The organism is Gordonia paraffinivorans NBRC 108238 (genome assembly GCF_000344155.1).
GTDB lineage: Bacteria > Actinomycetota > Actinomycetes > Mycobacteriales > Mycobacteriaceae > Gordonia > Gordonia paraffinivorans.
In genome coordinates, this window is record NZ_BAOQ01000044.1 from 1 (window position 1) to 23,928 (window position 23,928).

The 23,928-nt window shown below is 68.9% G+C and carries 21 protein-coding genes, 3 pseudogenes and 1 riboswitch; of the genes and pseudogenes, 10 read left to right on the forward strand and 14 right to left on the reverse strand.

Features of this window, described 5'->3' with window-relative positions:
- Positions 1-309: 309 nt before the first annotated feature.
- Together GP2_RS22465 and GP2_RS22470 are read left to right on the forward strand one after the other, a co-directional pair.
- A pseudogene (locus GP2_RS22465) lies at positions 310-519 on the forward strand (IS3 family transposase); the annotation flags it as partial.
- A gap of 35 nt (positions 520-554) precedes the next feature.
- Positions 555-1,355: an IS3 family transposase gene (locus GP2_RS22470; protein WP_373278942.1), complete on the forward strand. Its 801-nt coding sequence runs from the start codon at positions 555-557 to the stop codon at positions 1,353-1,355.
- Here GP2_RS22470 and GP2_RS18490 read toward each other — a convergent pair.
- From GP2_RS18490 to GP2_RS18515, 6 genes are all read right to left on the reverse strand, one after another.
- Positions 1,270-2,241, reverse strand: coding sequence for an ABC transporter substrate-binding protein (locus GP2_RS18490; protein WP_006902108.1), 972 nt, complete (start codon positions 2,239-2,241; stop codon positions 1,270-1,272). The two genes, GP2_RS22470 and GP2_RS18490, sit on opposite strands and share 86 nt — an antisense overlap.
- Before the next feature lie 27 nt (positions 2,242-2,268).
- Positions 2,269-3,096, reverse strand: coding sequence for an MTB12 C-terminal domain-containing protein (locus GP2_RS21720; protein WP_006902110.1), 828 nt, complete (start codon positions 3,094-3,096; stop codon positions 2,269-2,271).
- 137 nt (positions 3,097-3,233) lie between these two features.
- Positions 3,234-4,538 carry a wax ester/triacylglycerol synthase domain-containing protein gene (locus GP2_RS18500; RefSeq protein ID WP_006902112.1) on the reverse strand — a complete coding sequence of 435 codons (1,305 nt, stop codon included), beginning with the start codon at positions 4,536-4,538 and terminating at the stop codon, positions 3,234-3,236.
- A 32-nt stretch (positions 4,539-4,570) separates the two neighbouring features.
- Positions 4,571-5,737 carry an acyl-CoA dehydrogenase family protein gene (locus GP2_RS18505; protein ID WP_006902113.1) on the reverse strand — a complete coding sequence of 389 codons (1,167 nt, stop codon included), beginning with the start codon at positions 5,735-5,737 and terminating at the stop codon, positions 4,571-4,573.
- A 41-nt stretch (positions 5,738-5,778) separates the two neighbouring features.
- Positions 5,779-6,090, reverse strand: coding sequence for an acyl carrier protein (locus GP2_RS18510; protein WP_269076077.1), 312 nt, complete (start codon positions 6,088-6,090; stop codon positions 5,779-5,781).
- Entirely contained in the window at positions 6,087-7,454 is a 1,368-nt protein-coding gene (locus GP2_RS18515) for a salicylate synthase (protein ID WP_006902115.1), read from the reverse strand. The genes GP2_RS18510 and GP2_RS18515 overlap by 4 nt, the downstream gene beginning before the upstream one ends.
- Before the next feature lie 166 nt (positions 7,455-7,620).
- Between GP2_RS18515 and GP2_RS18520 the strand changes: the two genes are divergently transcribed.
- From GP2_RS18520 to GP2_RS22330, 5 genes and pseudogenes are all read left to right on the forward strand, one after another.
- Positions 7,621-9,273: a (2,3-dihydroxybenzoyl)adenylate synthase gene (locus GP2_RS18520; RefSeq protein ID WP_006902116.1), complete on the forward strand. Its 1,653-nt coding sequence runs from the start codon at positions 7,621-7,623 to the stop codon at positions 9,271-9,273.
- Between the two features lie 133 nt (positions 9,274-9,406).
- Positions 9,407-9,865 (forward strand): annotated as a pseudogene (locus tag GP2_RS22315) (hypothetical protein); the annotation flags it as partial.
- 49 nt (positions 9,866-9,914) lie between these two features.
- Positions 9,915-10,340, forward strand: a pseudogene (locus tag GP2_RS22320) (NAD-glutamate dehydrogenase domain-containing protein); the annotation flags it as partial.
- A gap of 67 nt (positions 10,341-10,407) precedes the next feature.
- Positions 10,408-10,665, forward strand: coding sequence for an NAD-glutamate dehydrogenase domain-containing protein (locus GP2_RS22325; protein ID WP_051997273.1), 258 nt, complete (start codon positions 10,408-10,410; stop codon positions 10,663-10,665).
- Positions 10,666-10,675: 10 nt separating this feature from the next.
- The gene (locus tag GP2_RS22330) at positions 10,676-10,912 is read left to right on the forward strand and encodes an NAD-glutamate dehydrogenase domain-containing protein (RefSeq protein ID WP_255218666.1); all 237 of its coding nucleotides are present in this window, start codon (positions 10,676-10,678) and stop codon (positions 10,910-10,912) included.
- On the opposite strand, the gene GP2_RS18530 is transcribed toward GP2_RS22330, so the two are convergent.
- Positions 10,857-11,204, reverse strand: a complete 348-nt coding sequence (locus GP2_RS18530; RefSeq protein ID WP_006902117.1) for a GNAT family N-acetyltransferase — start codon at positions 11,202-11,204, stop codon at positions 10,857-10,859. The two genes, GP2_RS22330 and GP2_RS18530, sit on opposite strands and share 56 nt — an antisense overlap.
- Positions 11,205-11,397: 193 nt before the next feature.
- Positions 11,398-11,513: riboswitch (TPP riboswitch) on the forward strand.
- On the opposite strand from GP2_RS18530, the gene thiC reads away from it, so the two are divergent.
- Entirely contained in the window at positions 11,503-13,185 is a 1,683-nt protein-coding gene (thiC, locus tag GP2_RS18535; RefSeq protein WP_006902118.1) for a phosphomethylpyrimidine synthase ThiC, read from the forward strand. It overlaps the preceding riboswitch by 11 nt.
- A complete protein-coding gene (thiD, locus tag GP2_RS18540; protein WP_006902119.1) occupies positions 13,182-14,045 on the forward strand; it encodes a bifunctional hydroxymethylpyrimidine kinase/phosphomethylpyrimidine kinase in 864 nt (287 codons plus the stop codon). Before thiC ends, thiD begins: the two co-directional genes overlap by 4 nt.
- Positions 14,046-14,087: 42 nt before the next feature.
- Here thiD and GP2_RS18545 read toward each other — a convergent pair whose 3' ends face one another.
- From GP2_RS18545 to GP2_RS18565, 5 genes are all read right to left on the reverse strand, one after another.
- On the reverse strand, positions 14,088-15,698 hold the full coding sequence (locus GP2_RS18545; RefSeq protein ID WP_373278943.1) for an ABC transporter family substrate-binding protein: 1,611 nt from the start codon (positions 15,696-15,698) through the stop codon (positions 14,088-14,090).
- Between the two features lie 38 nt (positions 15,699-15,736).
- The gene (locus GP2_RS18550; RefSeq protein ID WP_006902121.1) at positions 15,737-17,860 is read right to left on the reverse strand and encodes a dipeptide ABC transporter ATP-binding protein; all 2,124 of its coding nucleotides are present in this window, start codon (positions 17,858-17,860) and stop codon (positions 15,737-15,739) included.
- On the reverse strand, positions 17,857-18,852 hold the full coding sequence (locus GP2_RS18555) for an ABC transporter permease (protein ID WP_040527452.1): 996 nt from the start codon (positions 18,850-18,852) through the stop codon (positions 17,857-17,859). The genes GP2_RS18550 and GP2_RS18555 overlap by 4 nt, the downstream gene beginning before the upstream one ends.
- A gap of 1 nt (position 18,853) precedes the next feature.
- Positions 18,854-19,837 carry an ABC transporter permease gene (locus tag GP2_RS18560; protein WP_006902123.1) on the reverse strand — a complete coding sequence of 328 codons (984 nt, stop codon included), beginning with the start codon at positions 19,835-19,837 and terminating at the stop codon, positions 18,854-18,856.
- A gap of 65 nt (positions 19,838-19,902) precedes the next feature.
- Positions 19,903-20,289: an SHOCT domain-containing protein gene (locus GP2_RS18565; protein ID WP_006902124.1), complete on the reverse strand. Its 387-nt coding sequence runs from the start codon at positions 20,287-20,289 to the stop codon at positions 19,903-19,905.
- Between the two features lie 250 nt (positions 20,290-20,539).
- On the opposite strand from GP2_RS18565, the gene GP2_RS18570 reads away from it, so the two are divergent.
- The gene (locus GP2_RS18570; protein ID WP_006902125.1) at positions 20,540-21,610 is read left to right on the forward strand and encodes an LLM class flavin-dependent oxidoreductase; all 1,071 of its coding nucleotides are present in this window, start codon (positions 20,540-20,542) and stop codon (positions 21,608-21,610) included.
- Positions 21,611-21,620: 10 nt separating this feature from the next.
- On the opposite strand, the gene egtD is transcribed toward GP2_RS18570, so the two are convergent.
- Both egtD and egtB read right to left on the reverse strand, forming a co-directional pair.
- Positions 21,621-22,598, reverse strand: coding sequence for an L-histidine N(alpha)-methyltransferase (gene egtD / locus GP2_RS18575; protein WP_006902126.1), 978 nt, complete (start codon positions 22,596-22,598; stop codon positions 21,621-21,623).
- Positions 22,595-23,854: an ergothioneine biosynthesis protein EgtB gene (gene egtB, locus GP2_RS18580; protein WP_006902127.1), complete on the reverse strand. Its 1,260-nt coding sequence runs from the start codon at positions 23,852-23,854 to the stop codon at positions 22,595-22,597. The genes egtD and egtB overlap by 4 nt, the downstream gene beginning before the upstream one ends.
- Between the last annotated feature and the right edge of the window lie 74 nt (positions 23,855-23,928).

Below are 23,928 nucleotides of genomic sequence, written 5' to 3' on the forward strand. Positions count from 1 at the left end.
AGGCGAAGGCTCGTTCCGGCGGCGGTGATGACCGCACTCTGGATGTGGACGAGCGTGCTGAGCTCGGGCGGCTCCGCCGCGAGAACTCCGAATTACGTGTGGACCGCGAGTTCCTGAAAGAAGCCGCGGCCTTTTTCGCATCCGAGCAGAACCGGGGTAGACGCCTACCGGCTGATCGGCTCGGAGAAGGCCCACTACTCGGTCGTTCGAATGACCCGACTGCTCGAGGTGTCTCGGTCCGGCTACTACAAGTGGCGCAGCGCCAAGGCTGCCGGTCCGAGCTAGGCCCAGCGGTGTCGTGAACAGCTCGATGCGAAGGTCAAAGAGTTCCACGCGGGCTCTGACGGCGTCTACGGTGTGCCGAGGCTCCTCGCCGACCGGTGGGGCGACGACGAAACCGTTTCACGCAAGACGGTCGCTGCCTCGATGCGCCGGCAGGGTCTCGCCGGTATCAGCCCTCGCATCTTCACGCCGGTCACGACGGTGGTCGACTCGATGCGCACCGGCCGAAGGACCTGATCGATCGACGGTTTGACCAGGGTGAACTCGATAGGGTGTGGACGTCCGACATCACGTACCTGCGGACCGGTGAGGGATGGCTCTACTTCTGTGCGGTCCGTGACGGCCGCTCACGGCGAGTGATCGGCTGGGCGATCGCCGAGCACATGCACACCGACCTCGTCGAGGCCGCACTGGCGATGGCGGTGGCCATGCGCGGTCAGCGCCCCGAACGGGTGATCTTTCATGCCGATCACGGTAGCCAGTACACCTCGGGTCAGCTGGCGAGATTCGCCCGCGCACACGATCTGGCACAGTCGGTCGGCCGCACCGGTGTGTGCTGGGACAATGCACAAGCCGAATCATTCTGGGCGGCTTTGAAAGTAGAATTCAACCATCAATTCTTGTGGCCGACGAAACGGCACGCTAAGGTCGCTGCCGGTGACTGGACCGAACGGGTCTACAACCGGCGTCGGCGTCACTCCCCGATCGGAATGATCAGCCCAGTCGAGTTCGAGGAGCAGTTCACTCAGGCGACAGAAGCCGCTTGGCCCAGTGTCCACTGGACGGGGTCAACCCCAGTGGCTGTTCCCGGTGTGAACGGTTCGGGCGAACGCCGCCCGCAGAACGGCGAGTGGGGTGCGGAGTGCCCCTCTCAACATGCCTCGTCGCAAGCTCCGAGCTACTCAGGGAACGAGGGGTTCGGCTCGTCGCTGACGCATCCCGGGGAGCCGGCGACCCGGGTCGACGAGCGGGGACGAGCGCGCGAAGTCAGGCCGTCGCCGACCCGAACGCCGGCTTCAACAGGTCCAGCACATACGGGATCGAATTCGGCGACGGCGCATTCAGACCCGTGATCTGCGACTGGGTCAGGAACGCGACGGCGCCGTCCTTGACGGCCTTCAGGTTCTTGTAACCGGGCAGGTTACGCAGGGTCTCGGCCTGCTGCGGGGTGGCGGTCGCGACGACCAGCACGTCGGCGTCGAGCATCGGGATGTTCTCGGTGCTCAGCCCGAAGCGCGGGTTGCCGCTGCGCTGGTACTCGGCGACGAGCTTCGGCGCCATCGTCATCTTCAACTCCGAGAACAGCTTGGCGGCACCGTCGTTGGGGTCACCGAGCACCGACAGCTGATCGTTGCCGTACATGAACGCCAGCGCATAGGTCTTGCCCGCGAGACTCGGGAACTCCTCGGCGATGGCCTTGATGTCGCCGTTGGTCTTCTCGATGATCTCGGTGGCCTTCTCCGGCTGGTGCAGGACCGTGCCCATGACGGTGACCATGTCCTGCCAGGGGTCGATCTCCTGCCCGCTGATCGAGTTGACCGTCGGCGCCAGCTTGGCGATCTGCTCGAACTCCGGGCTGTTCGAGGCGAATCCGGGCGCGAAGATCAGATCCGGATCGAGCTTCGCGATGGTCGTCGCGTCGTCACCCTTGGTCGGATCGACGAAGGTCGAGTCCTTGAGCTTCTGGCCGTACCACGGCTGCAGTTCACCGGTAGCCGACTTCGAGTAGTCGTAGTAGCCCACCGGGGTAACGCCGAAGGACAGCGCCACGTCGGTCCACTGGTCGCCCAGCGTCACGATGCGCTTGGGTGTCTCCGGGATGGTCACCGACCGGCCGTCGGGCAGGTTCAGCTGCACCGAACCGCCGGACGAATCATCAGAACCCGAGCATCCGGCCAGGAGGCCGGTGAACATGAGCACAGCCGCGAGGAACGCGCCGAGGCGAAGTCGTGAGGTCACGTCAGATCTCCAAAAGGTCGGTGGACGTCAGAGCGAGCAGGGCAGCAGGACGAAGCTGGCGATAAGGCACACGCTCTTGTTCGACAGCTTCCACTTGTCACCCGTCCACACCCACGTCAGGGTGCGGTTCTGGCTGCCGCGTCCGACGACGCTGATCTGCAGCGGAGCCGACATGGTGTTGCCGCTGACCTGGACCGGGCCCACCATCTGGTAGCTGAACCCGACGTTGCCGTACTGGGTCAGCGCGGCCGACACGGCGTCGAGCTGGCGCAGCGCACGCTCGCCGCCCTCGAGCTCGGCGGCCCGCGCGGCACGGTTGCCGCGCGAGTTCATGATCGTCTTGACCTTGGTGTTCAGCTGTCCCGGGGTCAGCGCGGTCGGCGCAGCGGCAGCGGTCTGCTGCTGCGGGGTCGCTCCGGTCGCCGGTGCGACCGGAGCCGCCGGTGCGGGAGCCGCGGCGACACCCGGGGCACCGCCGGCCGCGCCACCGCTCTCCAGCACGACCTCACCGGCCGGTGCCGGGGCCGCCGCTGCCGGGGCACCGGCGGCCGGTGCCGGGGCAGCCGCTGGCTGCTGGCCGGCCGCAGCACCGGCGAGCGCCTGCTGCTGCGGGGTCTGCGCGGAACCGAGGTTCACGACGGTCGGCTGGGCCGACGAGTTGTTGTCGTTGTCGAGGGCCACCAGGCCGATCACACCGATGGTGACGACGATCGCCGAGATCACCGCCGCCACGCCTGCCGATGCCAGCACGGTGGGGATGCTGATCCCGCGCGAGCGCTTCACCGAGGCGGCGTCGGGTTCGTGGGGCTCGGCCACGTACCCCTCCGGGGCCTGGTAGTCGACATCGTTCTGCATGTGTTTCTCCGTGTGTTCTCTTGTATCGCGTATCCGGCCAGAGACCGGGACCGCCTTGTGTCGGCGCGAGCGTCCACATTCTTCATCGTCCCCGTTACCCGACCAGGTTCCTAGGCAAGCCTAAGCTCGCCCCGGTGTCAGGACGAAGGGAGGGCCTCGCTGAGCACCTCGCCGAACCTCGCCACGAACCGCTCCGCGTAGCCGGGCAGCGCCTCGGCATCGGTGACGACGCCGAAGGTCGTGGTGGTGCCGAGGATCAGCACGGTCACCGAGAACGAGTACCCCGCCAGCGGTGACAGCGGCGTCAGCGTCGAAATCGGTGTGCCCAACACCGAGCGCACCCGCGAGAAACCGGGGTTGATCCCGATGTGGACGTCGGGGTGCATGTGTGCCATCGAGGCGTTGACGATGGCCCGCTGCAGACCCCACAGCGGTGCGCGCGGCAGGTCATCGGCGGCGGCCAGATAGAGCTCTGGCCGCCGCTCGGCGATGGTCTTCAATTCACCGCGTGCCCGGTCGATCTGCCTGCCGAGATCGGTCTCGTAGCCCGGCAGGTTGAGCAGTGCGACCGACACCGCGTTGCCGGTGTGCCGGAACTCCTCGTCGAGCGTGACCGGGAGGGTGACGCGCAGGACGTCGGCCTGCGGCGAGGCCGGCGGGTCGATGCTGAGCGTGCGGCCGATCGCGCCGAGCACGAACTCGTGCACGCTGGCGTCGTTGGCCTTCGCCGCCTTGCGCAGCGTGCGCGTCGACGTACTGAACAGCGCATGCTCCCGGCGCCCCGACTTGGTCAGGCTCGGCCAGGCGCGTTTCTTGCCGCCGCCGGCCGCGTGCTGGTCGTTGAACGCGGCCTTGGCCTCCTTCAGCTTCTCCGGGTCGATGCCGCTGATCCGGAACCGCGGGCTCGTGGCGAATCGCTCGAACTCGGCGAGGTCCTCAGGTTCGCCGTCGGCGAGCAACGCCGCGAACGCCGCGCCGGCGATGCCGTCGGAGATGCTGTGATGCACCCGCAACAGCACCCACTGCCCGACGGCTTCCGCACCGGGCGTCGGCGTGAACAGCGTGATGTCCCAGAACGGGCGCGGCCGCGGCAGCGGGGACTCCAGCAGCGCCGACACACGTCGCTGCAGGTCAGCACGGTCGGAGACGGCGAACTCGGAGACATGCTCGCCCGGATCCCAGGACCCGTCGGCAAGCACGACCTCCGGCTTGCGCCACCGGCCGTTGCGGACGCCCATGCGGAAGATGTCGAACAGCCGCCCGCGATCGCGGACGCGGGCCCGCACCTCGTCGAGGCCGAGCAGACCGCCGGTCGTGTCGAGCTCCAGGATCATCGACCAGTGCATGGGGGCGCCGTCGGTGTCCATGTGCAGGTAGGTGTGATCCGGTGGTGCGAGCTCGGTCACGCGCGGGTCCGCCGGGGTGGTGACTGGGCTGTTCATGGTGTGAGACCGCCTGGGTTCTCGGCCGACGCTCAGTGCGTCGGGTTGCCGGTTACGGTGAAGAGCGCTTGGTAGCGCTCGTTGTCGGGCTTCATCGCCGCGGCGACGAGCTCCCACAGCACCTCGTCGGTGCCGCCGCCGACTCGTGCGAGTTTCATGTCGCGCCACCAGCGGCCGATCGGGGTGTGGGTCTCCAGGTAGCCGATGCCGCCGAAGATGTGCAAGCACTCCGCTGCGACCTCCTCCCCGAGGTTCGCCGCGGACGCCTTGAGCGCGGCGGCCGTGCGCAAGTTGATCTTGCCCTCGGCGGCCACGCCGTCGAGCGCGTAGCGCAGGACGTCGACGCGCGACTGCAGGTCCGCGATGCGCAGACGGAGCGCCTGATGGTCGATGAGCTTCTTGCCGAACTGGGAACGGTCCATCATGCGGGCGACGGTGACCCCGAGCATGACGTCGCAGGCCGCGACGATCTGCGCAGGCACCGACAGGCGCTCATGGGCGAGTCCCCAGCTGATGACGGCCAGACCCGTTCCCGGGCGGGCGATGAGTGCCTCTTCCGGGATCCGGGCGTCGATGGTGATCGGCGCGGTGTCGAGCGGCCCGGCGCCCAGCTTCTGGTACGGCTCGCCGACCTCGACCTGTTCGATCGGGACCGCGGCCAGCGCGACGTTGCCGCCGGTCTCGAGGTCGTCGCCGACGCCGCGGCAGACGACGAACACGTAGTCGGCGATCGGCGAGAGCGAGACGAACTTCTTGGCGCCGACGACCCGGTAGCCGCCGTTCTCCGGGAAGATGCGGGTCTCGGAGTTCTGCAGGTCCGAACCGCCCTGCTCCTCCGATGCGGCGATGCACAGCACGGCGTCGGTGGCGATGGCCCGCTCCGCGAGGTCGGTGAGGAAGTCGTTGCGTCCGAAGCGGCGCAGGATGGCGATCGCCGAATCGTGCAGGCTGACACCGACGCCGATGGCCGCCGACCCCAGCGAGCCGAGGTGGCGGCCGAGGGCGAAGTGATCATGCAGATCCGTCTGCTTGCGACGCTCCCACTTGCGGGCGAAAACCCCTGCGGTACCGAGATGTTCGAGCAGCGGCCGGGGGAAGCGCTGGGTTTGTTCGGCCTGCTCGGTCCATGCGGTGACCTTCTCGTCGAAGGCCGCGTCGAGCAGTTCGGCGTATGTCTGAACTCCGTTGTCCACACTCATCGTTTCTCGCAGATCCCTTTCGCGCTGGTGAGAAGTACCGATCAGGCCGGGGTGCCGGCCTTCGCGCGGATCAGGTCCTCGAGGTCACCGACCGTCTTCGACTCGAAGAGCTCCTTCTCGGACAGCTTGACCCCGAGACGCTCCTCGATGGCCACCACACCGATAGCGAACGCCACCGAGTCCAGTCCGAGGTCGTCGATCAGCCTCGACTCGCGGGTGACGTCGCCCAGCGCGAGATCGAGATCCTCTTCGAGGATGCCGCGCAGGGCTTCGGTGATGTTGTCGGACATGTGGTGACTCCTGAATCTCTCTGTTTCGGTGGGGGTCTGTTCTCGCCGGTACGGCCTGGTCAGCGCGGGATCACATACGGCGCCACGCTGCCGAGCTTCTCGCACGTCTCCTCGAACTCGCGCTCGGGAGTCGACTGGGCGACGATGCCCGCTCCGGCGCGCAGCCAGGCGCGGCCGCCGGAGGAGAAGATGGTCCGCAGGGCGAGGGTCGCCTCGAGCTCACCGGTCGAAGACGCGGCGAGCACGGCACCCGAGTAGGGACCACGACGGGAGGATTCCAGCCGATCGATCGCCTCCACCGCCGGTGTCTTGGGGATCCCCGACGCGGTGATCGAGGGAAACACGACCTCGAGTGCGCGCCAGGGGTTCTCGTGATCGGCGAGCACACCCTTGACGGTCGAGGCGAGGTGCTGGACGCTGCCGCGTTCACGCACCTCCATGAACGGGCCGACCGCGGCGGTGCCGACAGCGGCAATGGTCGCGATCTCGTCGTAGCAGGCGCGCACCGACATTGCGTGCTCGGCGACTTCCTTGGCGTCACCGAGAAGTTCGGCACGGGCCGCCGCGTCCTTTTCCGGCGAGATGCCGAAAGCCCTTGTGCCCGCCAGCGGTTCGGCGACCACGGTGCGGTCGGCGTGCACGGCGACGACCAGTTCGGGGCTGAACCCGGCCGCGGAGAGATCGCCCAGTGAGTACAGGAACGAGCGCGCGGGGGTGTTGTCGGCGCGGCCGCGGGCATAGGTCGCGGGGATGTCGACGTCGAACGGGATGTCGACGGCACGGGAGAGGATAACCTTCTGGTAGCGGCCGTCGGCGATCTCGGCGATGGCGGTAGCGACGCGGCTGCGATAGTCGTCGGCGTCGTTGCGCACATGGACGGGCCTGGACTCGCCGGGACACTTTGCGGTGGAAGCGATTTCGAGGAGCCGGCGAGCCGTCTCGGCGCCGGCGGTGCCGGTGTCGACGCCGCCCGCGTCGACGAAGGCCTCGAACTCGGGGACGATCAGGTGTGCCAGCACCGTGTCCTCCGGGACCCGGTCGAAGATGCCGTGATAGGGAGCACAGAAGTCGAATCCGACCCATCCGTAGATGTTCCAGTCATCCATCGACAGCGACGACGTCGCGGCGGCCAGCGCGTCGGCGGGATCGCCCGCCCAGGCCGTGACCGTGCGATCGCCCTGATCGTCGACGATCACCTCGTCGCGGGTGATCACGACTCGCGCCCGTACCCCGGCGGCGAAGATCCAGCGCCGGCCGCGTTCATACACGACGTGCTCCCCGAACTCTCCGGACGCGGCCCACGCCGCCGCGATACGCGCGGCGTCGGCGCCCGTGACCGTGGCCGTGGCCGTGGCCGCCGGTGCGGCCAGGGCGTCGAAACCGTCGACGCGCAGATCCGCCGCGCGCGTTTCGGTTGTCAGCGACATGTCCTCATCCTCCGGTCGTGGTGCGGGGCACCCGTGATCCCAGCGCAGTCCGCGCAATGTTAGGACAGCCTAAACAAACACCCGCTTGCCCGTCGATGGCGGGGCTCACATCACCCCCGATTAACCAGTAAGGTTACCCTATCCTGCCTGTGTTTGAATGGAACGCATGCCGACGCATCTCGATGACGTGACCGACCTGCTCGACGGGTTCACCCCGTATGCGGGCGCCCAGGCGAAGCGCTACCGCGAGGCCTCGCTGTTCCGGGACCTGCCGCTGTATGCGGGCCTCGACCTCACCGCCGAGCGAACCCCTGACGCCCCGGCCATCACCGACGCCTCGATCGACGGGCCGCGCAGCCTCACCTACGCCGAGTTCCGCGACGCCACGCTGCGCCGCGCCGCCGGGTTCGTCGAGGCCGGACTCCGGCCGGGCCAGCGCGTCGTCCTGCAGCAGAACAACTCCCTCCAGTTCGCCCTCAACCTCGTCGGCCTGCTGCGCGCGGGCGTGGTTCCGGTGATGACCCTGCCCGCCCACCGGATCACCGAGATCGCCCATCTCGCAGTGGGTTCCGGGGCGATCGCGTACATCACCGAAGACGGCCGCCGCAGTTATGACTTCCGCGAGCTCGCCGCCGAACTGCAGTCCCGCGTGCCCACCGTCGAGCGGGTGTTCGTCTCCGGCGACCCCGGCCCGTACACGCCCGTCCCGGACGCCGACCCGGCCTCGGTGACACTGCCCCCGGCCCCCGATCCGGAACTCCCCGCGCTGTTCCTCATCTCTGGCGGCACCACCGGCCTGCCGAAGCTGATCGCGCGCACCCACAACGACTACGATCTCAACGCCCGTCTGTCGGCACAGGTGGCGAAACTGACCGCCGGCGACACCTACCTGGTGTCGCTGCCCGCGGCACACAACTTCCCGCTGTGCTGCCCGGGCATCCTGGGCACCTTCAGCGTGGGCGGGCACGTGGTCTTCACCGACAACCCGAGCCCCGACAACACGTTCGGCCTCATCGAGCGTCACCACGTCACGGTGACCGCGCTGGTCCCCGCGCTCGCGCAGCTGTGGTGCGCGGCGACCGAGTGGGAACCCGCCGATGTGAGCTCGCTTCGCCTGCTGCAGGTCGGCGGCGCCAAGCTCGCCCAGCCCGACGCGGTCGCCCTCGACGAGGCGCTCGGCGACGTCGTCCAGCAGGTGTTCGGCATGGCCGAAGGGCTCGTCTGCTACACGCGCCCCGACGAGCCCCGCGACCTGATCCACGAGGTGCAGGGCTCACCGATGTCGGAGTTCGACGAAGTGCGCGTCGTCGACGAGGACGGCAACGACGTGCCCGACGGCACGGAAGGCGAGCTCCTCGTCCGCGGGCCGTACACGATCCGTGGCTACTACCGCGCCGACGCCCACAACGAGAAGTCCTTCACCCCCGACGGGTTCTACCGCTCCGGCGACAAGGTCACCCGGCTGCCGTCCGGGCACCTCGCGGTGACCGGGCGCATCAAGGACACCATCGTCCGTGCCGGCGAGAACGTGGCCGCCGACGACGTCGAGGAGAACCTCCTGGCGCACGCGTCGATCCGGCAGGTCGCCGTCGTCGGGCTCCCCGACGAGGCACTCGGCGAGAAGATCTGCGCCGCAGTGGTTCTCTCACACGAACATCCGCCGGCAACGCCTCTCGAACTGGCCGAGCTGCGGACCTTCCTGCGCGACCGCGGTCTCGCGGCGTTCAAGCTGCCCGACGACGTGCGCGTCGTGTCGACGCTTCCGGTCACCGCGGTGGGCAAGATCGACAAGAAGGTGCTGCGCGAGCAGCTGGTCTAGAACCGGGTGGGCAGGGCGTGTGAGGCGGTACGCCCTGCCCACCGAAGTGCATCGCACGTGTCTGCACCGGCATCCGATTCGAACGCCGTCTCAGACAGCTCGCGCACCGTCGGCGCTCTACACACTGATGACCATGTCGACGCCGACGATCCCGGCCACGTCAGTCACCGTCGAACAGCCCGGAGAGCAACCGGGCCTCGAGTCAGCGGTGGTCCGCCTCGTCGAGGCTCACCACACCGACCCGTCGACCGCGCACATCTCGTTCACTTCCGCGACCCCGGACACCGCGGTCACGGCGGCCGTCCTCTGGCCGGGTGAGGCGCCGTTGCTCGCCGAGGTCGCGGCACTCTTCGAACGCTTCGGCCTGCGCGTCGCCGACCGCGAGACACTTCCGAACCCGCCGGGTGTCACAGCCGGATCAGCGCTGCACCGCTTCGTCTTCGCCGTTCCGGACTCGACACACGCACATCCGTTGCCGCTGGTGGCGGATGCATTCGAGGCGAACACGCGCCACGGCTTCGAGATCGACGACTTCGCGAGCCTGATCCTGCGGGCCGGCCTTACCTGGCGCGAGGTCACGCTGGTGCGCGCGGCGAGCCGCTTCCGTACGTCAGGCCGGGCTCGGACTTTCCGAGACCTACGTGATCGACGCGCTGCGCCGGCACCCCGCCTTCCTGCGCGCGCTGGCCGCCCACTTCAACGCCCGGTTCGATCCTGGCGTCTCCGACCGCGGAGTCGCGGAGAGCACGGCGCGCACACGGTTGGCCGAGGAGGTCGACGCCGCGCAGACGCTGGACGAAGGCCGCATCCTGCGCGCACTCGCCTCGTTCGTGGCGGCGTGCGTCCGCACCAACTGCTTCCAGCGCGCAGACGACGGTTCGTACAAGCGACACGCATCGTTCAAGCTCGACTCCGCGAGGCTGACCCTGCGCGGCCCGGTCGGTCCCCGTCGCGAGATCTACGTGCACTCCGCCGACGTCGAGGGCATCCACGCCCGGAGCGGTGACGTGGCACGTGGCAGGCTTCGGTTCTCCAGCCGGCCCGAGGACTACCGTACCGAGGTGCTGGGCCTGATGAAGACCCAGATGGTGAAGAACTCACCCATCGTGCCCCGGGGGTGCGGAAGATGCCTTCGTGCGCAAGAATCCACGCATCTCCGTCGACAACGCTTACGCGACCTTCGTGTCCGGGATGCTGGATCTCGTCGACAACCTTGTCGACGGTCACGTGGTCGAACCCGCCGACACCGTTCGCCACGACGAGCATGACACCTACCTCGTCGTCGCCGCGGACAAGGGCACCGCGTCCCTCTCCGATCTCTCCAATTCGATTGCATTACGACGCGGATTGGCTGGGCGACGCGTTCGCCTCGGGCGGCTCGTTGGGCTATGACCACAAGGCGATGGGCATCACGGCCCGGGGCGTGTGGGTGTCGGTCCACCGGCACCTGGAGACGGTCGGGATCGACGCAGAGTCAGACCCCTGCACCGCAGTCGGCATCGGCGACATGTCCGGGGACGTGTTCGGCAACGGGCTGCTCCTGTTGCTGCGGTCGGCGGAGTCGTCGCCCGCCCGACCTGCGGTCACACGGGCGCGAGTTCGACGATGCCGGGGTGCCGGTCCAGGTAGTGCTTGGTGAACGAGCACACCGGGCGCAACCGGGCGTTCTGCTCGCGGGCGTACTGGATGATCGTGCGCGTCAGGCGCGTGCCGAGCCCGTGCCCGCTGTACTCGTCGTAGAGCACGGTGTGCAGGACGGTGATGGTCTTGTGGCCGTCGACGATGTCGGTCGAGTACCCGAGCACGCCAACCAGGTCACCGGCGACCCACAGTTCGAAGCGTTCCCGGGCCGGGTTGTGTACCACCTGCGCGATCTGCTGCAGGATCGATTGTGCAGACTGCGGCGGCCGTTGCCGGAACTTGCGTCGCACCTGCGCCTCCTTCTGGTCACGTTCGCGCGGGTCACACCCCCGCGGGCCGGGAGATTCCGCCGCTGCTCGACGACCGGCCCGTGTGACTCCGGTCACACCCTACCTTACGGATCCGTAACTGCCGAGGGGCGAAATGCCCGGGAGGCGGCTGACGTACGTCCCGGGCCGGATGTAAGGTTGCGGGCGCACCACAACCACATAACGCGGGGGCTCTCACGATCACCGAGGGCTGAGATGGCGACAGGCGGTCGCCGACCGCTCGAACCTGTCCGGGTAATGCCGGCGTAGGGAGACCATCATGGGAACACGTGTATCCACCGCACCCACGAATTCGGGGCTGACGACGGGCCCGATCGAGGGGAGCTCCAAGCAGTACCTCGACGTGGGCCATCTGCGCGTCCCGGTGCGGCGCATCCACCTGACCAACGGCGAGCACCTCGACGTCTACGACACGTCGGGGCCGTACACCGACGCCGCCGCCGATATCGACGTGGAACGCGGTCTGCCGCGGGTGCGGGACTCGTGGGCCCGGCCCGAACCGGTGGCCGGGGCGAGCACCCAGTTGGCCTGGGCTCGTGCGGGAATCGTCACCGACGAGATGCGTTTCATCGCCGCCCGGGAGGGCGTCGACGAGGAACTGGTGCGGTCCGAGGTGGCCGCCGGCCGGGCGGTGATCCCGGCCAATCACCGTCACCCCGAGTCCGAACCGATGATCATCGGCAAGCGGTTCGCGGTGAAGATCAACGCGAACATCGGCAATTCGGCGGTCCGCAGCTCGATCGCCGACGAGGTCGAGAAGATGGTGTGGGCCACCCGCTGGGGCGCCGACACCATCATGGACCTGTCCACCGGCGCCGACATCCACACCACACGCGAGTGGATTCTCCGCAACTCGCCGGTGCCCGTCGGCACCGTGCCGATCTATCAGGCCCTGGAGAAGGTCGACGGCGATCCGACGGCGCTGACCTGGGAGATCTACCGGGACACCGTGATCGAGCAGGCCGAGCAGGGCGTCGACTACATGACCGTGCACGCCGGGGTCCTGTTGCGTTACATCCCGCTGACCGCGCGACGGGTGACCGGGATCGTGTCCCGCGGCGGGTCGATCATGGCCGCCTGGTGCCTCGCACACCACCGGGAGTCGTTCCTGTACACGCACTTCGAGGAACTGTGCGAGATCTTCCGCCGCTACGACATCACCTTCTCACTGGGCGACGGCCTCCGGCCGGGGTCGATCGCCGACGCGAACGACGAGGCCCAGTTCGCCGAGCTGCGCACCCTCGGCGAGTTGACCCGGATCGCGAGATCCCGGGACGTGCAGGTGATGATCGAGGGGCCGGGCCATGTCCCGATGCACAAGATCGCCGAGAACGTGCGCCTCGAGGAGGAGCTCTGCGACGGGGCGCCGTTCTACACCCTCGGCCCGCTCGCCACCGACATCGCGCCCGCCTACGACCACATCACCTCCGCCATCGGTGCGGCGATGATCGCGCAGGCCGGGACCGCGATGCTCTGCTACGTGACGCCGAAAGAGCATCTCGGCCTGCCGAACCGCGACGACGTCAAGGTCGGTGTCATCACCTACAAGATCGCCGCGCACGCGGCCGATCTCGCCAAAGGCCACCCGCGCGCACAGGAACGCGACGACGCGCTGAGCAGGGCGCGCTTCGAGTTCCGCTGGGTCGATCAGTTCAACCTTTCGCTCGACCCGGACACCGCCCGTGAATACCACGACGAGACGCTGCCGGCGGAACCGGCGAAGACCGCCCACTTCTGTTCGATGTGCGGGCCGAAATTCTGCTCGATGCGGATCTCGGCGGACGTCCGCGCCTACGCCGAGGAGAACGGCCTGGCCACCGCCGAGGACATCGAACGGACGATGGCCGAGGGCATGGCGTCGAAATCCGCCGAGTTCGCCCGCGCGGGGAAGCGGGTGTACGTTCCGCTCGAGCCCGTCACCGGCGCGGGGGACCCGGCATGACCGGTGCGCGCGTCGAACTCCTCCCCGTCGCCCCCGAGGGGACGACGCCGGTCGGGGTGATGACCGTCGCCGGCTCGGATTCCGGCGGCGGTGCGGGCATCCAGGCCGACCTGCGCACCTTTGCCCTGCTCGGGCTGCACGGGTGTGTCGCCGTCACCGCGGTGACGGTGCAGAACTCGCTCGGGGTCAGTGGTTTCCAGGAGATCGAGCCCGACACCGTGGCGGCCCAGATCCGCTGCGTCGCCGACGACATCGGCATCGGGGCGGTCAAGACCGGCATGCTGGCGTCGGCACCCATCATCGACGCGGTCGCCGCCCAGTGTCGCGCGAGCGGGATCGGGCGAGACGCCGCCGTCCCGCTGGTGGTCGATCCGGTGTGCGCGTCGATGCACGGCAACCAGCTCCTCGCCGACTCCGCCCTGGACACGTTGCGCGACAATCTCTTCCCGCTCGCCACGGTGGTGAGCCCCAACCTCGACGAGGTGCGTCTGATCACCGGGATCGACGTCGTCGACGCCGCCACGCAGCGCGACGCGGCGAAAGCGCTTCACGACCTCGGCCCGTCCTGGGCTCTGGTGAAGGGCGGTCATCTCCGGTCCAGCGACGAGTCGCCGGACCTGCTCTACGACGGTTCGGAATTCGTCGAGCTCACCCACGAGCGCATCGACACCCCGCACGACCACGGTGCCGGCGACACACTCGCCGCGGCGATCACTTGCGCGCTGGCGCACGGGTACACGGTGCCGGATGCGGTGGCCTTCGCCAAGGCGTGGGTCACCCGCGGCCTCGCCGCGGCGTACCCGCTCGGTGCCGGGCACGGCCCGGTGAATCCGCTGTGGCGGGTGGGCGACTGCGGTTGAGACACACCGCCGGCCGGGCCCGGGCGAGCGTGGAACCGCCCCCTACTTCTCCCACCCGATGTCCTCGATCGGACCGACGTAGAACTGTCCGGCGCCGTAGTTCGCGAGGCCCTGCTTCACCGCGACCATCGACGGCCCGTTGAAGAGCGGCAGGTTCGAGTACTGCGCGAACGCCTCGCGTTCGAGCCGGTTGCCGACCTCGATCTGCTCGGCCGGGTCGCCGATCCTCGCCATCGCGGCGATCTTCGCGTCGAGCTCGGGTGATCCCGCCCCGGCGGGATTGAGCTGCGAGCCGCTGCACCACACCTGGCAGAAGTAGGCCATGCCGAAGGGGTCGCTCGAGGAGAACCCCATCATGAAGACGTCGAACTCCTTGTTGATGACGATCTGGGAGAAGTCGGCAGAGGGGCGTTGCCGCACGACGAGCTCGATCCCGACCTGCTCGAGGATCGCCTGGAGTGCCCGCGAGAGGTTCTGCCCGGTGACGTCGTCTCCGGTGTTCGGCATCTCCAGGGACAGGCGCGTGCCGCCCTTGCGCCGGATGCCGTCGTCTCCCCGAGCCCACCCGGCCCTCTCGAGCAGTGCCTCCGCCCTGGCCCGGTCGTGGGTCAGCACGGCGGCCAGGTTGTCGGAGTAGCCGGGCTGGAACGGGTACAGCGACAACGATCCCGGCAGTTCCTCGGTGTAGTTCAGGCCGGTGAAGCGGATGCGGGCGAGAGTCTCGCGGTCGATGGCCGACAGCACCGCCTCCCGCACCGTCCGGTCGGCGAGGATCGGCGAGTCGAGATTGAGCACCAGCAGCGCCATCTGCGGCGACGCCGCGGTGCGGATGTCGATGTCGTTCATCGTGAGCACCCGCGCGCGGGCGTCCTTGGCGGCCACGCCGGTCGCGTCGAGCTCGCCGTTCTGGAAGGCGTTGAGCGCCGCCTGGGTCTCCATCTGCCGGAACACCCGACGGTCGAGCTTGCCGGGCTTGCCCCACCATTTCGGGTTGCGCTCGAAGACCACGGTCCCGTTCCCCGGGTCGTACGACGCGATCGTGTACGGCCCGGCACCCCACTCCGGGTGCGGCGTGCGGATGTATCCCTCGTTGAAGACGTCGGGATCGGCCGCCTTCGGATGGAGCACAACGTTGAACAGCCCGTCCGGCCAGGCGTAGACGCCGTCGAACCGGACGATCACCTCGCGGTCGTCGGCGCCGCGCGTCACCGAGGCGATCTGCCGGTAGCCGTCGGTGGAGCTCACGATGTAGCGGTCGTCGAGTCCGCGGTTGATGCGCCAGGTCTCGACAAACGCGCGGTGGTCGATGGGCGTGCCGTCGTTGAAATGGGCCTTCGGATTCAGCCGGTAGGTGACGACGGTGTCGCCGTCGACGGTGTCCTTGCGCACGTCGGTGACGTAGTCCGGGTTCGGCGAGTACTCGCCATCCGGCGAGAAGTACGCGAGCACCGGGTTATACCAGCGCCACAGCGCGAGTGTGTAGGCCGAGCCGTCGGCGTGGAAGGTGTTCCACTGCGCGGAGACCTCGGCGATCGCGGTGGTGAGACTGCCGCCGTCCCTCAGGTTCTCGCGGGGCTGGAGATTGAGGAACGCCCCCTCGGTCGACACCGCACCGGTGTCCACTGCCGCGCCGCATCCGGTCGCCGCCGCCATCGACACCAGGACCGCGACGATCAGACACCACCAGCGCCTCACCGCTCCACCTCCAGGAAGTGGCACGCCGCACGGTGATCGGGCGACGGTGCCGTCCCGGCGGCGTCGGACCCGATCGCCGGGCGCAACAGGGGGCCGCTCGTCCGGCAGCGTTCGCGGCGCGCCTCGTCGAGACGGGCGTGGAGCGGGCAACGGCCGGCGAAGGCGCATCCGACGATCTCCCTGGTGGCACTCGGCTGTTCGCCGTGCAGGATGATCGGTCGCCGCTCGCGTTCGACCCGTGGATCGGGCACGGGCACCGCCGACAGCAACGCCCGCGTGTAGGGATGTGCCGGAGCGGCGAACACGGCGTCGGCGGCGCCGATCTCCACGATCGATCCCAGGTACATCACCGCGACCCGGTCGGCCATGTGCCGCACCACCGAGAGATCGTGCGCCACGACGAGATACGCGACGTCGAAGTCGGTCTGGAGCCGACGGATCAGGTTGACGATCTCGGCCTGCACCGAGACGTCGAGTGCCGACAACGGCTCGTCGAGGACGATCAGGTCGGGCTCGGTGGCCAGCGCACGAGCGATGGCCAGTCGCTGGCGCTGGCCTCCGGAGAAGGCGGAGGGGAACCGGTCGGCGTGGACGGGATCGAGTCCGACGCGGCGCATCAGCGCGTCGACCCTGATCTCGGTGTCCGGCTTCGGAACCCCCAGTGCGCGCAACGGTTCGGCGATGAGATCGAACGCGGTGAATCTCGGGTCGAGCGCATCGGCCGGGTCCTGGAAGACGATGGACACCTTGCGGCGCAGCGCCTTCGCCTCCCGCCGCGGCACCGCCGCCGGATCGACGCCGCCGATGCGCACCACGCCCGGAGGCTGGGCGAAATCCATGATCTCCAACAGCGTCGTCGACTTGCCGCTGCCGGACTCGCCGACGAGCGCGAGGGTTTCGCCGCGCCGGATGTCGAAGTCGATGCCGTTGACCGCGCGGACCTCGCCGACCCGGCGTCGGAGGAGACCGCTCGTGAGCGGGAAGACCTTGGTCAGGCCGGCCACCTCGAGCACCGGGGGTCGACTGTCCCGGTCCGGCGCCGGCGACCGTGGGAGGGTCTCGGCGGCACCGAAGACCGGTTCGTCCCCGATCCGCCCGTCGGCGCCGATCTCCCCCGCCCGGATGCAGGCTGCCCGGTGCGCCGGCGAGCCGGCACCGGGCGCACCGACCTCGATGAGCCGCGGCTCGGTCCGCCGGCAATCGTCGACGGCCACGGGACACCGTGGCGCGAACTGGCATTCGTCGCCGATGTCGAGAAGGGCCGGCGGCGAACCCGGGATCGGGATCAGGGCATCGGTGCGCCGGTCCACCCGCGGAACCGCGCCGAGCAGGCCGATCGTGTACGGCATGCGCGGACGCTCGAACAGGGTGTCCACGTCGGAGGTCTCGACGGCGCGGCCGGCGTACATCACGACGACGTCGTCGGCGTGGCCGGCCACCACCCCGAGATCGTGGGTGATCAGCAGCATCGCCGCGCCGGTCTCGCGCCGGGCGGCGTCGAGCAGGTCGAGGATCTGCGCCTGGATGGTCACGTCGAGAGCCGTCGTCGGTTCGTCGGCGACGATGACCGCCGGATCGTTCGCGATGGCCATCGCGATCATCACGCGCTGCCGCATGCCGCCGGACAACTCGTGCGGGAACGCTCTGGCACGACGCTGCGGGTCGCCGATGCCGACGAGATCGAGGAGCTCGACCGCCCGCGTCCACGCCTGCCGCGCCGACATCGACCGGTGCGCGCGCAACGCCTCGGAGATCTGGGCCCCGACGGTGAACACCGGGGTCAGCGAGGACAGCGGATCCTGGAAGACCATCGCGATCTCCGCACCCCGGATCGCCGACATCTCCTTGTCGGAGAGGCCGGTCAGTTCCCGGCCACGTAGCGCGACCGAACCCTCGACCCGGGCCCGGTCCGGGAGCAGGCCGAGGACGGCCAGGGCGGAAACCGACTTGCCCGAACCCGACTCGCCGACGAGCGCGGTGGTCCGGCCCGGTGTCAGATCGAGGTCGAGGCCGCGGACCGCGTGGATCGTGCCCGCCTCGCTGGGGAAATCCACGCGCAGGTGGCGGACCTGCAGCACCTGCGCGGCGGTAGCGGCGTCGGCCGCCCGGGTCGCGGTCATCGGTCCGCCCCGCCCGAGGTCGGGTCGAAGGCGTCGCGCAGCCCGTCCACGACGAGCGCCATCGAGACCGTGAGGAGAGACAACGCCGCGGCCGGGAACCAGAACAACCACGGCGACGCCGCGAGGGTGCCCGCACCCGCCTGCAGGAGCGAGCCCAGGGTGACGTCGGGGATCGTGACGCCGAACCCCAGGAACGACAGGCCCGTCTCGGTCAGGACCGTGGCGACGATCCCCAGCGCGAAGTTGATCACCAGCAGGGAGGCGATGTTGGGCAGGATGTGCCGGACGATGATCACCGGCGCCGAGACCCCCATGTACCGCGCGGCGGTCACGTACGACCGTTCCCGGACCGTCAGCGCCAGCGAGTGGATCACACGGGCGAGCATCATCCAGCCGAAGGCGATCAGCACGACGATCAGCCAGCGCCAGTCACCGCCGGTGCTGGTGGAGACCAGGGCGAGGATGAGGAACGTCGGCACGACGAGGAGCAGATAGACCACGCCGAGCACGATGCGCTGCACCCACCCGCCGAAGTAGGCCGCGAACCCGCCGAGGAGCGCGGCGATCAGAGTGGTGCCCACCGACACGGCGACCGCGATCGTCAGCGACCGCTGGAGCCCGTGCACCACCTGGGCGTACAGGTCGTTGCCGGCGTCGTCGGTGCCGAACCAGTGGGTGCCGTCGGAGCCCGCCGATCCGGGCGGGAAGCCGATCGCCAGGAAGTCGACGTCGGTGTAGGAGTAGGCGGTGAACAGGCCGCCGAACACCGCGAAGGCCACGAGCAGGCCGAAGATGCCGAGGCCGAACAGCGCAGGGCGGTTGCGCGCGTAGCGTTTCGCGAGGATCGCCGTGCGTCCCCGTCGGCGCCGGGGGAGCGGGGCCGCGGTGGCGTCGGTCTCCCGGAGGAGACCTCCGGTCTCGCCCATCAGCGGGGCGGTCGCGTCGCCGTGCCCCGACTCCGGGCCGCGGGGTTCCGGCGGGATCATCGTCATCTCATCTCACCCGCACTCTCGGGTCGAGCCAGACCACCGCGAGATCGGCGAGGATCGCGCCGACGGCGGTCGCGAGGGCGCCGAAGGCGGCGACCGCCACCACGCCGTGGATGTCGTTGGTGGTGATCGACGTGACGAAGTACCGGCCCATGCCCTCCCAGCCGAAGATCGTCTCGGTGAGGACCGCGCCGGTGAACACGGCGGGGATGGCGAAGGCGATGCCGACCGCGACCGGGATGATGGCCGTGCGCAGGGCGTGCCGCCGGACCGCGACGCCGCGGGTCAGCCCCTTGGCGCGGGCGGTGCGGACGTAGTCGGCGTTGATCGTGTCGAGGACCAGCGAGCGCTGGAGCAGGTGCAGGCCCGCGTACTGGATGACCACGAGGGTGATCGTGGGCAGGATGAGGTGCTGAATGCGGTCGGCGACGCCCGGCCAGAATCCCTCGACCCCGACGCTCGACGCGCCGGACACGTAGACCACGGTGTGGCCGAGGGTCTGGTTGAGCGAGATGGCCGCCAGAACGATGCCGAGGCCGACGACCGGCACCGGCAGGTTGATCATCGCGATCGAGATGAACTGCCACGCGCGGTCGGCGAGCCGGTACTGGCGGAGAGCGGTGTAGACGCCCAGGGCGATGCCGAGGACCGTGGAGAGGATCGTCGCGGCGGCGAGGAGCTGCACCGAGGAGATCAGGCGGAAGCCGATCTCGGCGTTGACGCTCTCACCGACCGGTGTCGACCCCCAATCCCAGTGCAACAGCACCCCCGTCAGCCAGTTCCACCAACGCTCGACCAGCGGGGTCTTGTCGTTGAGGTTGTACTTGCCCAGGGTGGCGTCGACGACGCTCTCCGGCAACGGGGGCCGGCGGATCGCGTAGTTGGATCGGGGGTCGAGGAACCAACTGGCCAGGAAATACGTCAGATTCGTCGCGATGACGACGAGGACGGCCCACGCAGCGATGCGCTTGCACAGGTATCCGATCACCGCGGCTCCAGGTCAGTGGGTCGGTCCGGTCTGCTCGGTCCTCTCGGAACCGGCCGCGTTGCGACTCACGCGGTCTTGAGGGCCTCGGCCTTGAGTCGTTCGAACTCCTCCGGGGTGATGGCGTCGGAGTCGAGAAGCGCCTTCGCCTCGGCGATCTGCTGCGTGGGCGAGGTCCCCGCGACCGACTTGATGTACTCGTCGGAGGCGGCCTTGGCCTGCGCGTAGGCCTCACGCTGACGCTCGGCCATCCCCTTGCCCTTGACGAGCAGGTACACGATGGCGGTGAGGTACGGGAAGATGATCAGGAAGATCACCCAGACGGCCTTCTGCCAGCCCGACGCGGCCTTGTCACGGAACAGGTCGGTGATGATGTGCCACAGGACGATCAGGTACGCGACGAAGGCGAAGATGACGACGGTGTACCAGATGAAATCCCAGAACGAATCCCACATCTGGAGTCTCCTTCACTTGGGTAAAGGGACCACGCCAGATGGCCCCCGGACGGATAAGAGCATGTCACAGCCGTACACACGGGGCGCGCGATCAGGCGGAAACAACCGGGAAGACTCTTAACACGTCCGACGCCCCGTACCGTCGAGCCACGTCGGCCCGTCTCCCCGAATGACACAGATCGTCCGTTCATGACACGATTCGCACCGTGCCGGCCGGACCGCGGACGGCACGACAGACGAGAGAGACGAGATGGAATCGCAGACCGCCGCAGCCGAACTCGGAACTGCCGAACTCGAACTCGGCCTCGACACGTTCGGTGACGTCACCGCCGAGGCCGACGGCACCCTCATCTCCGGGGCCCAGACCCTGAGAAACCTGCTCGAGCAGGCCGTTCTCGCCGACGAGGTGGGCGTCGACTTCCTCGGTGTGGGCGAGCACCACCGCCCCGACTACGCGGTCTCGGCGCCGGAGGCGGTGCTCGGCGCCGTGGCCGCGCGGACGAGCCGGATGCGTCTCGGGTCGGCGGTAACCGTGTTGAGCTCCGACGACCCGATCCGCGTCTTCCAGCGATTCTCCACGGTCGACGCGTTGTCGTCGGGACGTGCGGAGGTGATCCTGGGCCGCGGCTCCTTCACCGAGTCGTTCCCGCTGTTCGGCTTCGACCTCGCCGACTACGAGGAACTCTTCGACGACAAGCTCTCGCTGTTCGCGCAGCTGCGCACGGGCCGTCCGGTCACCTGGTCGGGCTCGACACGCGGCCCGCTGCGGGATCAGCGCGTGTTCCCGGAGCTGGAGAACCCGCCGCTGCCCACCTGGATCGCGGTCGGCGGCAGCCCCGAATCCGTGGTCCGGGCCGCGTCTTACGGACTCCCTCTCATGCTGGCCATCATCGGCGGCGATCCGGTCCGCTTCCGCCCCTTCGTCGACCTGTATCACCGCGCGCTGTCGGAGATCGGCAGGGACGCGCTCCCCGTGGGCGTCCACTGTCCGGGTCATGTCGCCGACACCGACGAGCAGGCCCGTGAGGAGTTGTGGCCGCACTACCGGGAGTACGTCGGCCGGATCGGCGGTGAACGCGGCTGGCCGCCGCCGAGCAGGTTCGACTTCGAGCGGTCGACCGGTCCCGGCGGAGCGCTGTTCGTCGGCTCGCCGGAGACGGTCGCCCGCAAGATCGCGTCGACGTCGAAGGCGTTGGGGCTGAGCCGTTTCGACATGAAGTACTCGCACGGCACGCTCGGCCACGCTCAGCTGATGCGGAGCATTGAGTTGTACGGCACGCAGGTCATCCCGCGCGTCCGGGAGCTGCTCGCGGACGGCTGAATCGAGCGCGTCAGCGTCGCCCGAGCGTCAGTGCGAAGTCCCCGAAGTCGTCCGTCCAGGTGGACACGACGCCGAACCCGGACTCCTCCAACTCCTTTCGAAGGGAGTCGGGATCGAACTTGGTGCTGATCTCGGTGTGGATCTCGGCTCCGGCCGGCAGCCGCCAGGACCGGCCCAGCACCGCGAAGTAGGCCTCGATGTCCCGCCGTGCGCGCAACCACATCTCGATCCGGTGCTCGCGCGGATTCCACCGGGCGATGTGCTCGAAGTCGTCGGGATAGAGTCCGCGGGCATCGAGTCCGGTGCGCAGCACCTCGATCATGTTGCGGTTGAAATCCGCGGTGACCCCGGCGGCGTCGTCGTAGGCGGCGACGAGCCGGCCCGTGTCCTTGACGAGGTCGGTGCCGAGCAGGAACCAGTCGCCCGGCGACAGCGAGCCGGCGAGCCGCCGGTAGAACTCTGCGCGGGCGTCGGCGTCGAAGTTCCCGATGGTGCCGCCGAGGAACACCGCCAGGCGCGGGCCGTCCGCGTCGGGAAGGGTCAGGTCGGGTTCGGTGAAGTCGGCGACCACCGGCACCACCTCGATGCCCGGATAGTCCTGCGACAGCGTCTCCGCGCTGGCCGTGAGGACCTCGGTGCTGACGTCGACGGGTACGTAGGTGAACCGTCGTCCCGGTGCGGCCGCGTCGGTGAACGCGTCGAGCAGGAGCCTGGTCTTGGTCGAGGTGCCCGAGCCGAGTTCCACCATCACCTGCGCCTCGGTGACCTCGGCGATCTCGGCGGCCCGCGCGCGCAGGATCGCGGTCTCGCGGCGGGTCGGGTAGTACTCGGGCAGGCGGGTGATCTCGTCGAAGAGCCTGCTGCCGCGCTCGTCGTACAGCCACTTGGTCGGGAGGCGGGGCGGGTCCTGCCACAACCCTGAGAGGGCGTCTGCGGCAAGGCCGTTCACCTCGCGCGTGTCCGCCCGCCCTGGGCCGGTCGTGGTCATCGGGCGAGTCGCAGTCCGGCGAAGACCCACCGCGACGCGGCCGGGAAGAAGTTGCGATAGGTGATGCGTTCGTGCCCGGCCGGGGTGATCGCGCTCGCGCCACGCAGGACGTGCTGGTCGCTCATGAACTTCCCGTTGTACTCGCCGACCGCGCCGTTGGCGGGGACGAAGCCCGGATACGGCAGGTAGGCGCTCGCTGTCCATTCCCACACGTCCCCCACCATCGCGGAGGTCACGCGGCCGGGATGACATCGGTCGGGGTCGAGCAACTGGCCGCGCGCGTCACCGAGGGTGCCGGCCGCGACCTCCCACTCGAACTCGGTGGGCAGGCGGGCGCCTGCCCACTTCGCATACGCGTCCGCCTCGTAGAAGGACACGTGCACCACCGGTTCGTCGGGAACGACGGGACGGCGGCCGGACAGGGTGAACGTGGTCCAGGTGCCGTCGTCCTCCTTGTGCCAGTAACCCGGCGCCTCCCAACCGGTTTCCTTGATCTTCGCCCAGCCGTCGGACAGCCAGAACTCGTGGCGGCGGTAGCCGCCGTCGGCCATGAACTCCAGCCAGTCGGCATTCGTGACCAGCCGGTCGGAGATCTCGAAGTCCTCGAGGAACACCCGATGACGCGGTCCCTCGTTGTCGTAGGAGAAACCGCTGCCGACCGCACCGATCTCGTGGACGCCGCCGGAGAAGCCGCGCCACCCCATCGGCCGCGGCCGGCCCGGGACGTCGGGCTCTCGATCGACGTAGACCGGACCGAAGGCGTGGATCGAGAACAGGTGCTTGATGTCCATGAGCAGCAATTCCTGGTGCTGCTGTTCGTGATTGCACCCCAGTTCCACCAGAGCGAGGGCGGCGTCGTCGAGCCGACCGGCCTGCAGCGCCTCGACCATCGCGGCGTCGACGTGTTCCCGATACCGGGTGATGTCGCGGACGCCGGGACGGGTCACCAGCCCGCGGTCGGGGCGCGGATGCCGTTCTCCCACGGCCTCGTAGTAGCTGTTGAACAGGTAGCGGAAGGTCTCGTCGTAGACGACGTAGTCGGGGTCGGCGCGGAGGACGAACTCCTCGAAGAACCAGGTCACGTGCGCCCGGTGCCATTTCGCGGGACTCGCCTCGGTCATCGACTGCGGCGTCTGGTCCTCGGGTGAGAGGCGTTCGGCGAGATGATCGGTCAGCGCACGCACCTCGAGGTACCGCCGGACGGGATCGGCGCCTGACTGCTTCTCGGGGCGGACGGCGGACTCGGTGATGCTCACTGGATTACCTCCCGTGGCAAGGTGCGGAGGGTGCGACGGCGTGACTCCGCATCCATCGTCACGGGGGCATCCCG

Excerpts from the sequence above, each read along its gene's own strand:
- GP2_RS21720 (WP_006902110.1), bottom strand. The coding sequence starts at position 3,096 with ATGCAGAACGATGTCGACTACCAGGCCCCGGAGGGGTACGTGGCCGAG.
- GP2_RS18500 (WP_006902112.1), bottom strand. The coding sequence starts at position 4,538 with ATGAACAGCCCAGTCACCACCCCGGCGGACCCGCGCGTGACCGAGCTC.
- GP2_RS18505 (WP_006902113.1), bottom strand. The coding sequence starts at position 5,737 with ATGAGTGTGGACAACGGAGTTCAGACATACGCCGAACTGCTCGACGCG.
- GP2_RS18515 (WP_006902115.1), bottom strand. The coding sequence starts at position 7,454 with ATGTCGCTGACAACCGAAACGCGCGCGGCGGATCTGCGCGTCGACGGT.
- GP2_RS18520 (WP_006902116.1), top strand. The coding sequence starts at position 7,621 with ATGCCGACGCATCTCGATGACGTGACCGACCTGCTCGACGGGTTCACC.
- GP2_RS22330 (WP_255218666.1), top strand. The coding sequence starts at position 10,676 with ATGGGCATCACGGCCCGGGGCGTGTGGGTGTCGGTCCACCGGCACCTG.
- thiC (WP_006902118.1), top strand. The coding sequence starts at position 11,503 with ATGGGAACACGTGTATCCACCGCACCCACGAATTCGGGGCTGACGACG.
- thiD (WP_006902119.1), top strand. The coding sequence starts at position 13,182 with ATGACCGGTGCGCGCGTCGAACTCCTCCCCGTCGCCCCCGAGGGGACG.
- GP2_RS18545 (WP_373278943.1), bottom strand. The coding sequence starts at position 15,698 with ATGGCGGCGGCGACCGGATGCGGCGCGGCAGTGGACACCGGTGCGGTG.
- GP2_RS18550 (WP_006902121.1), bottom strand. The coding sequence starts at position 17,860 with ATGACCGCGACCCGGGCGGCCGACGCCGCTACCGCCGCGCAGGTGCTG.
- GP2_RS18555 (WP_040527452.1), bottom strand. The coding sequence starts at position 18,852 with ATGACGATGATCCCGCCGGAACCCCGCGGCCCGGAGTCGGGGCACGGC.
- GP2_RS18565 (WP_006902124.1), bottom strand. The coding sequence starts at position 20,289 with ATGTGGGATTCGTTCTGGGATTTCATCTGGTACACCGTCGTCATCTTC.
- GP2_RS18570 (WP_006902125.1), top strand. The coding sequence starts at position 20,540 with ATGGAATCGCAGACCGCCGCAGCCGAACTCGGAACTGCCGAACTCGAA.
- egtD (WP_006902126.1), bottom strand. The coding sequence starts at position 22,598 with ATGACCACGACCGGCCCAGGGCGGGCGGACACGCGCGAGGTGAACGGC.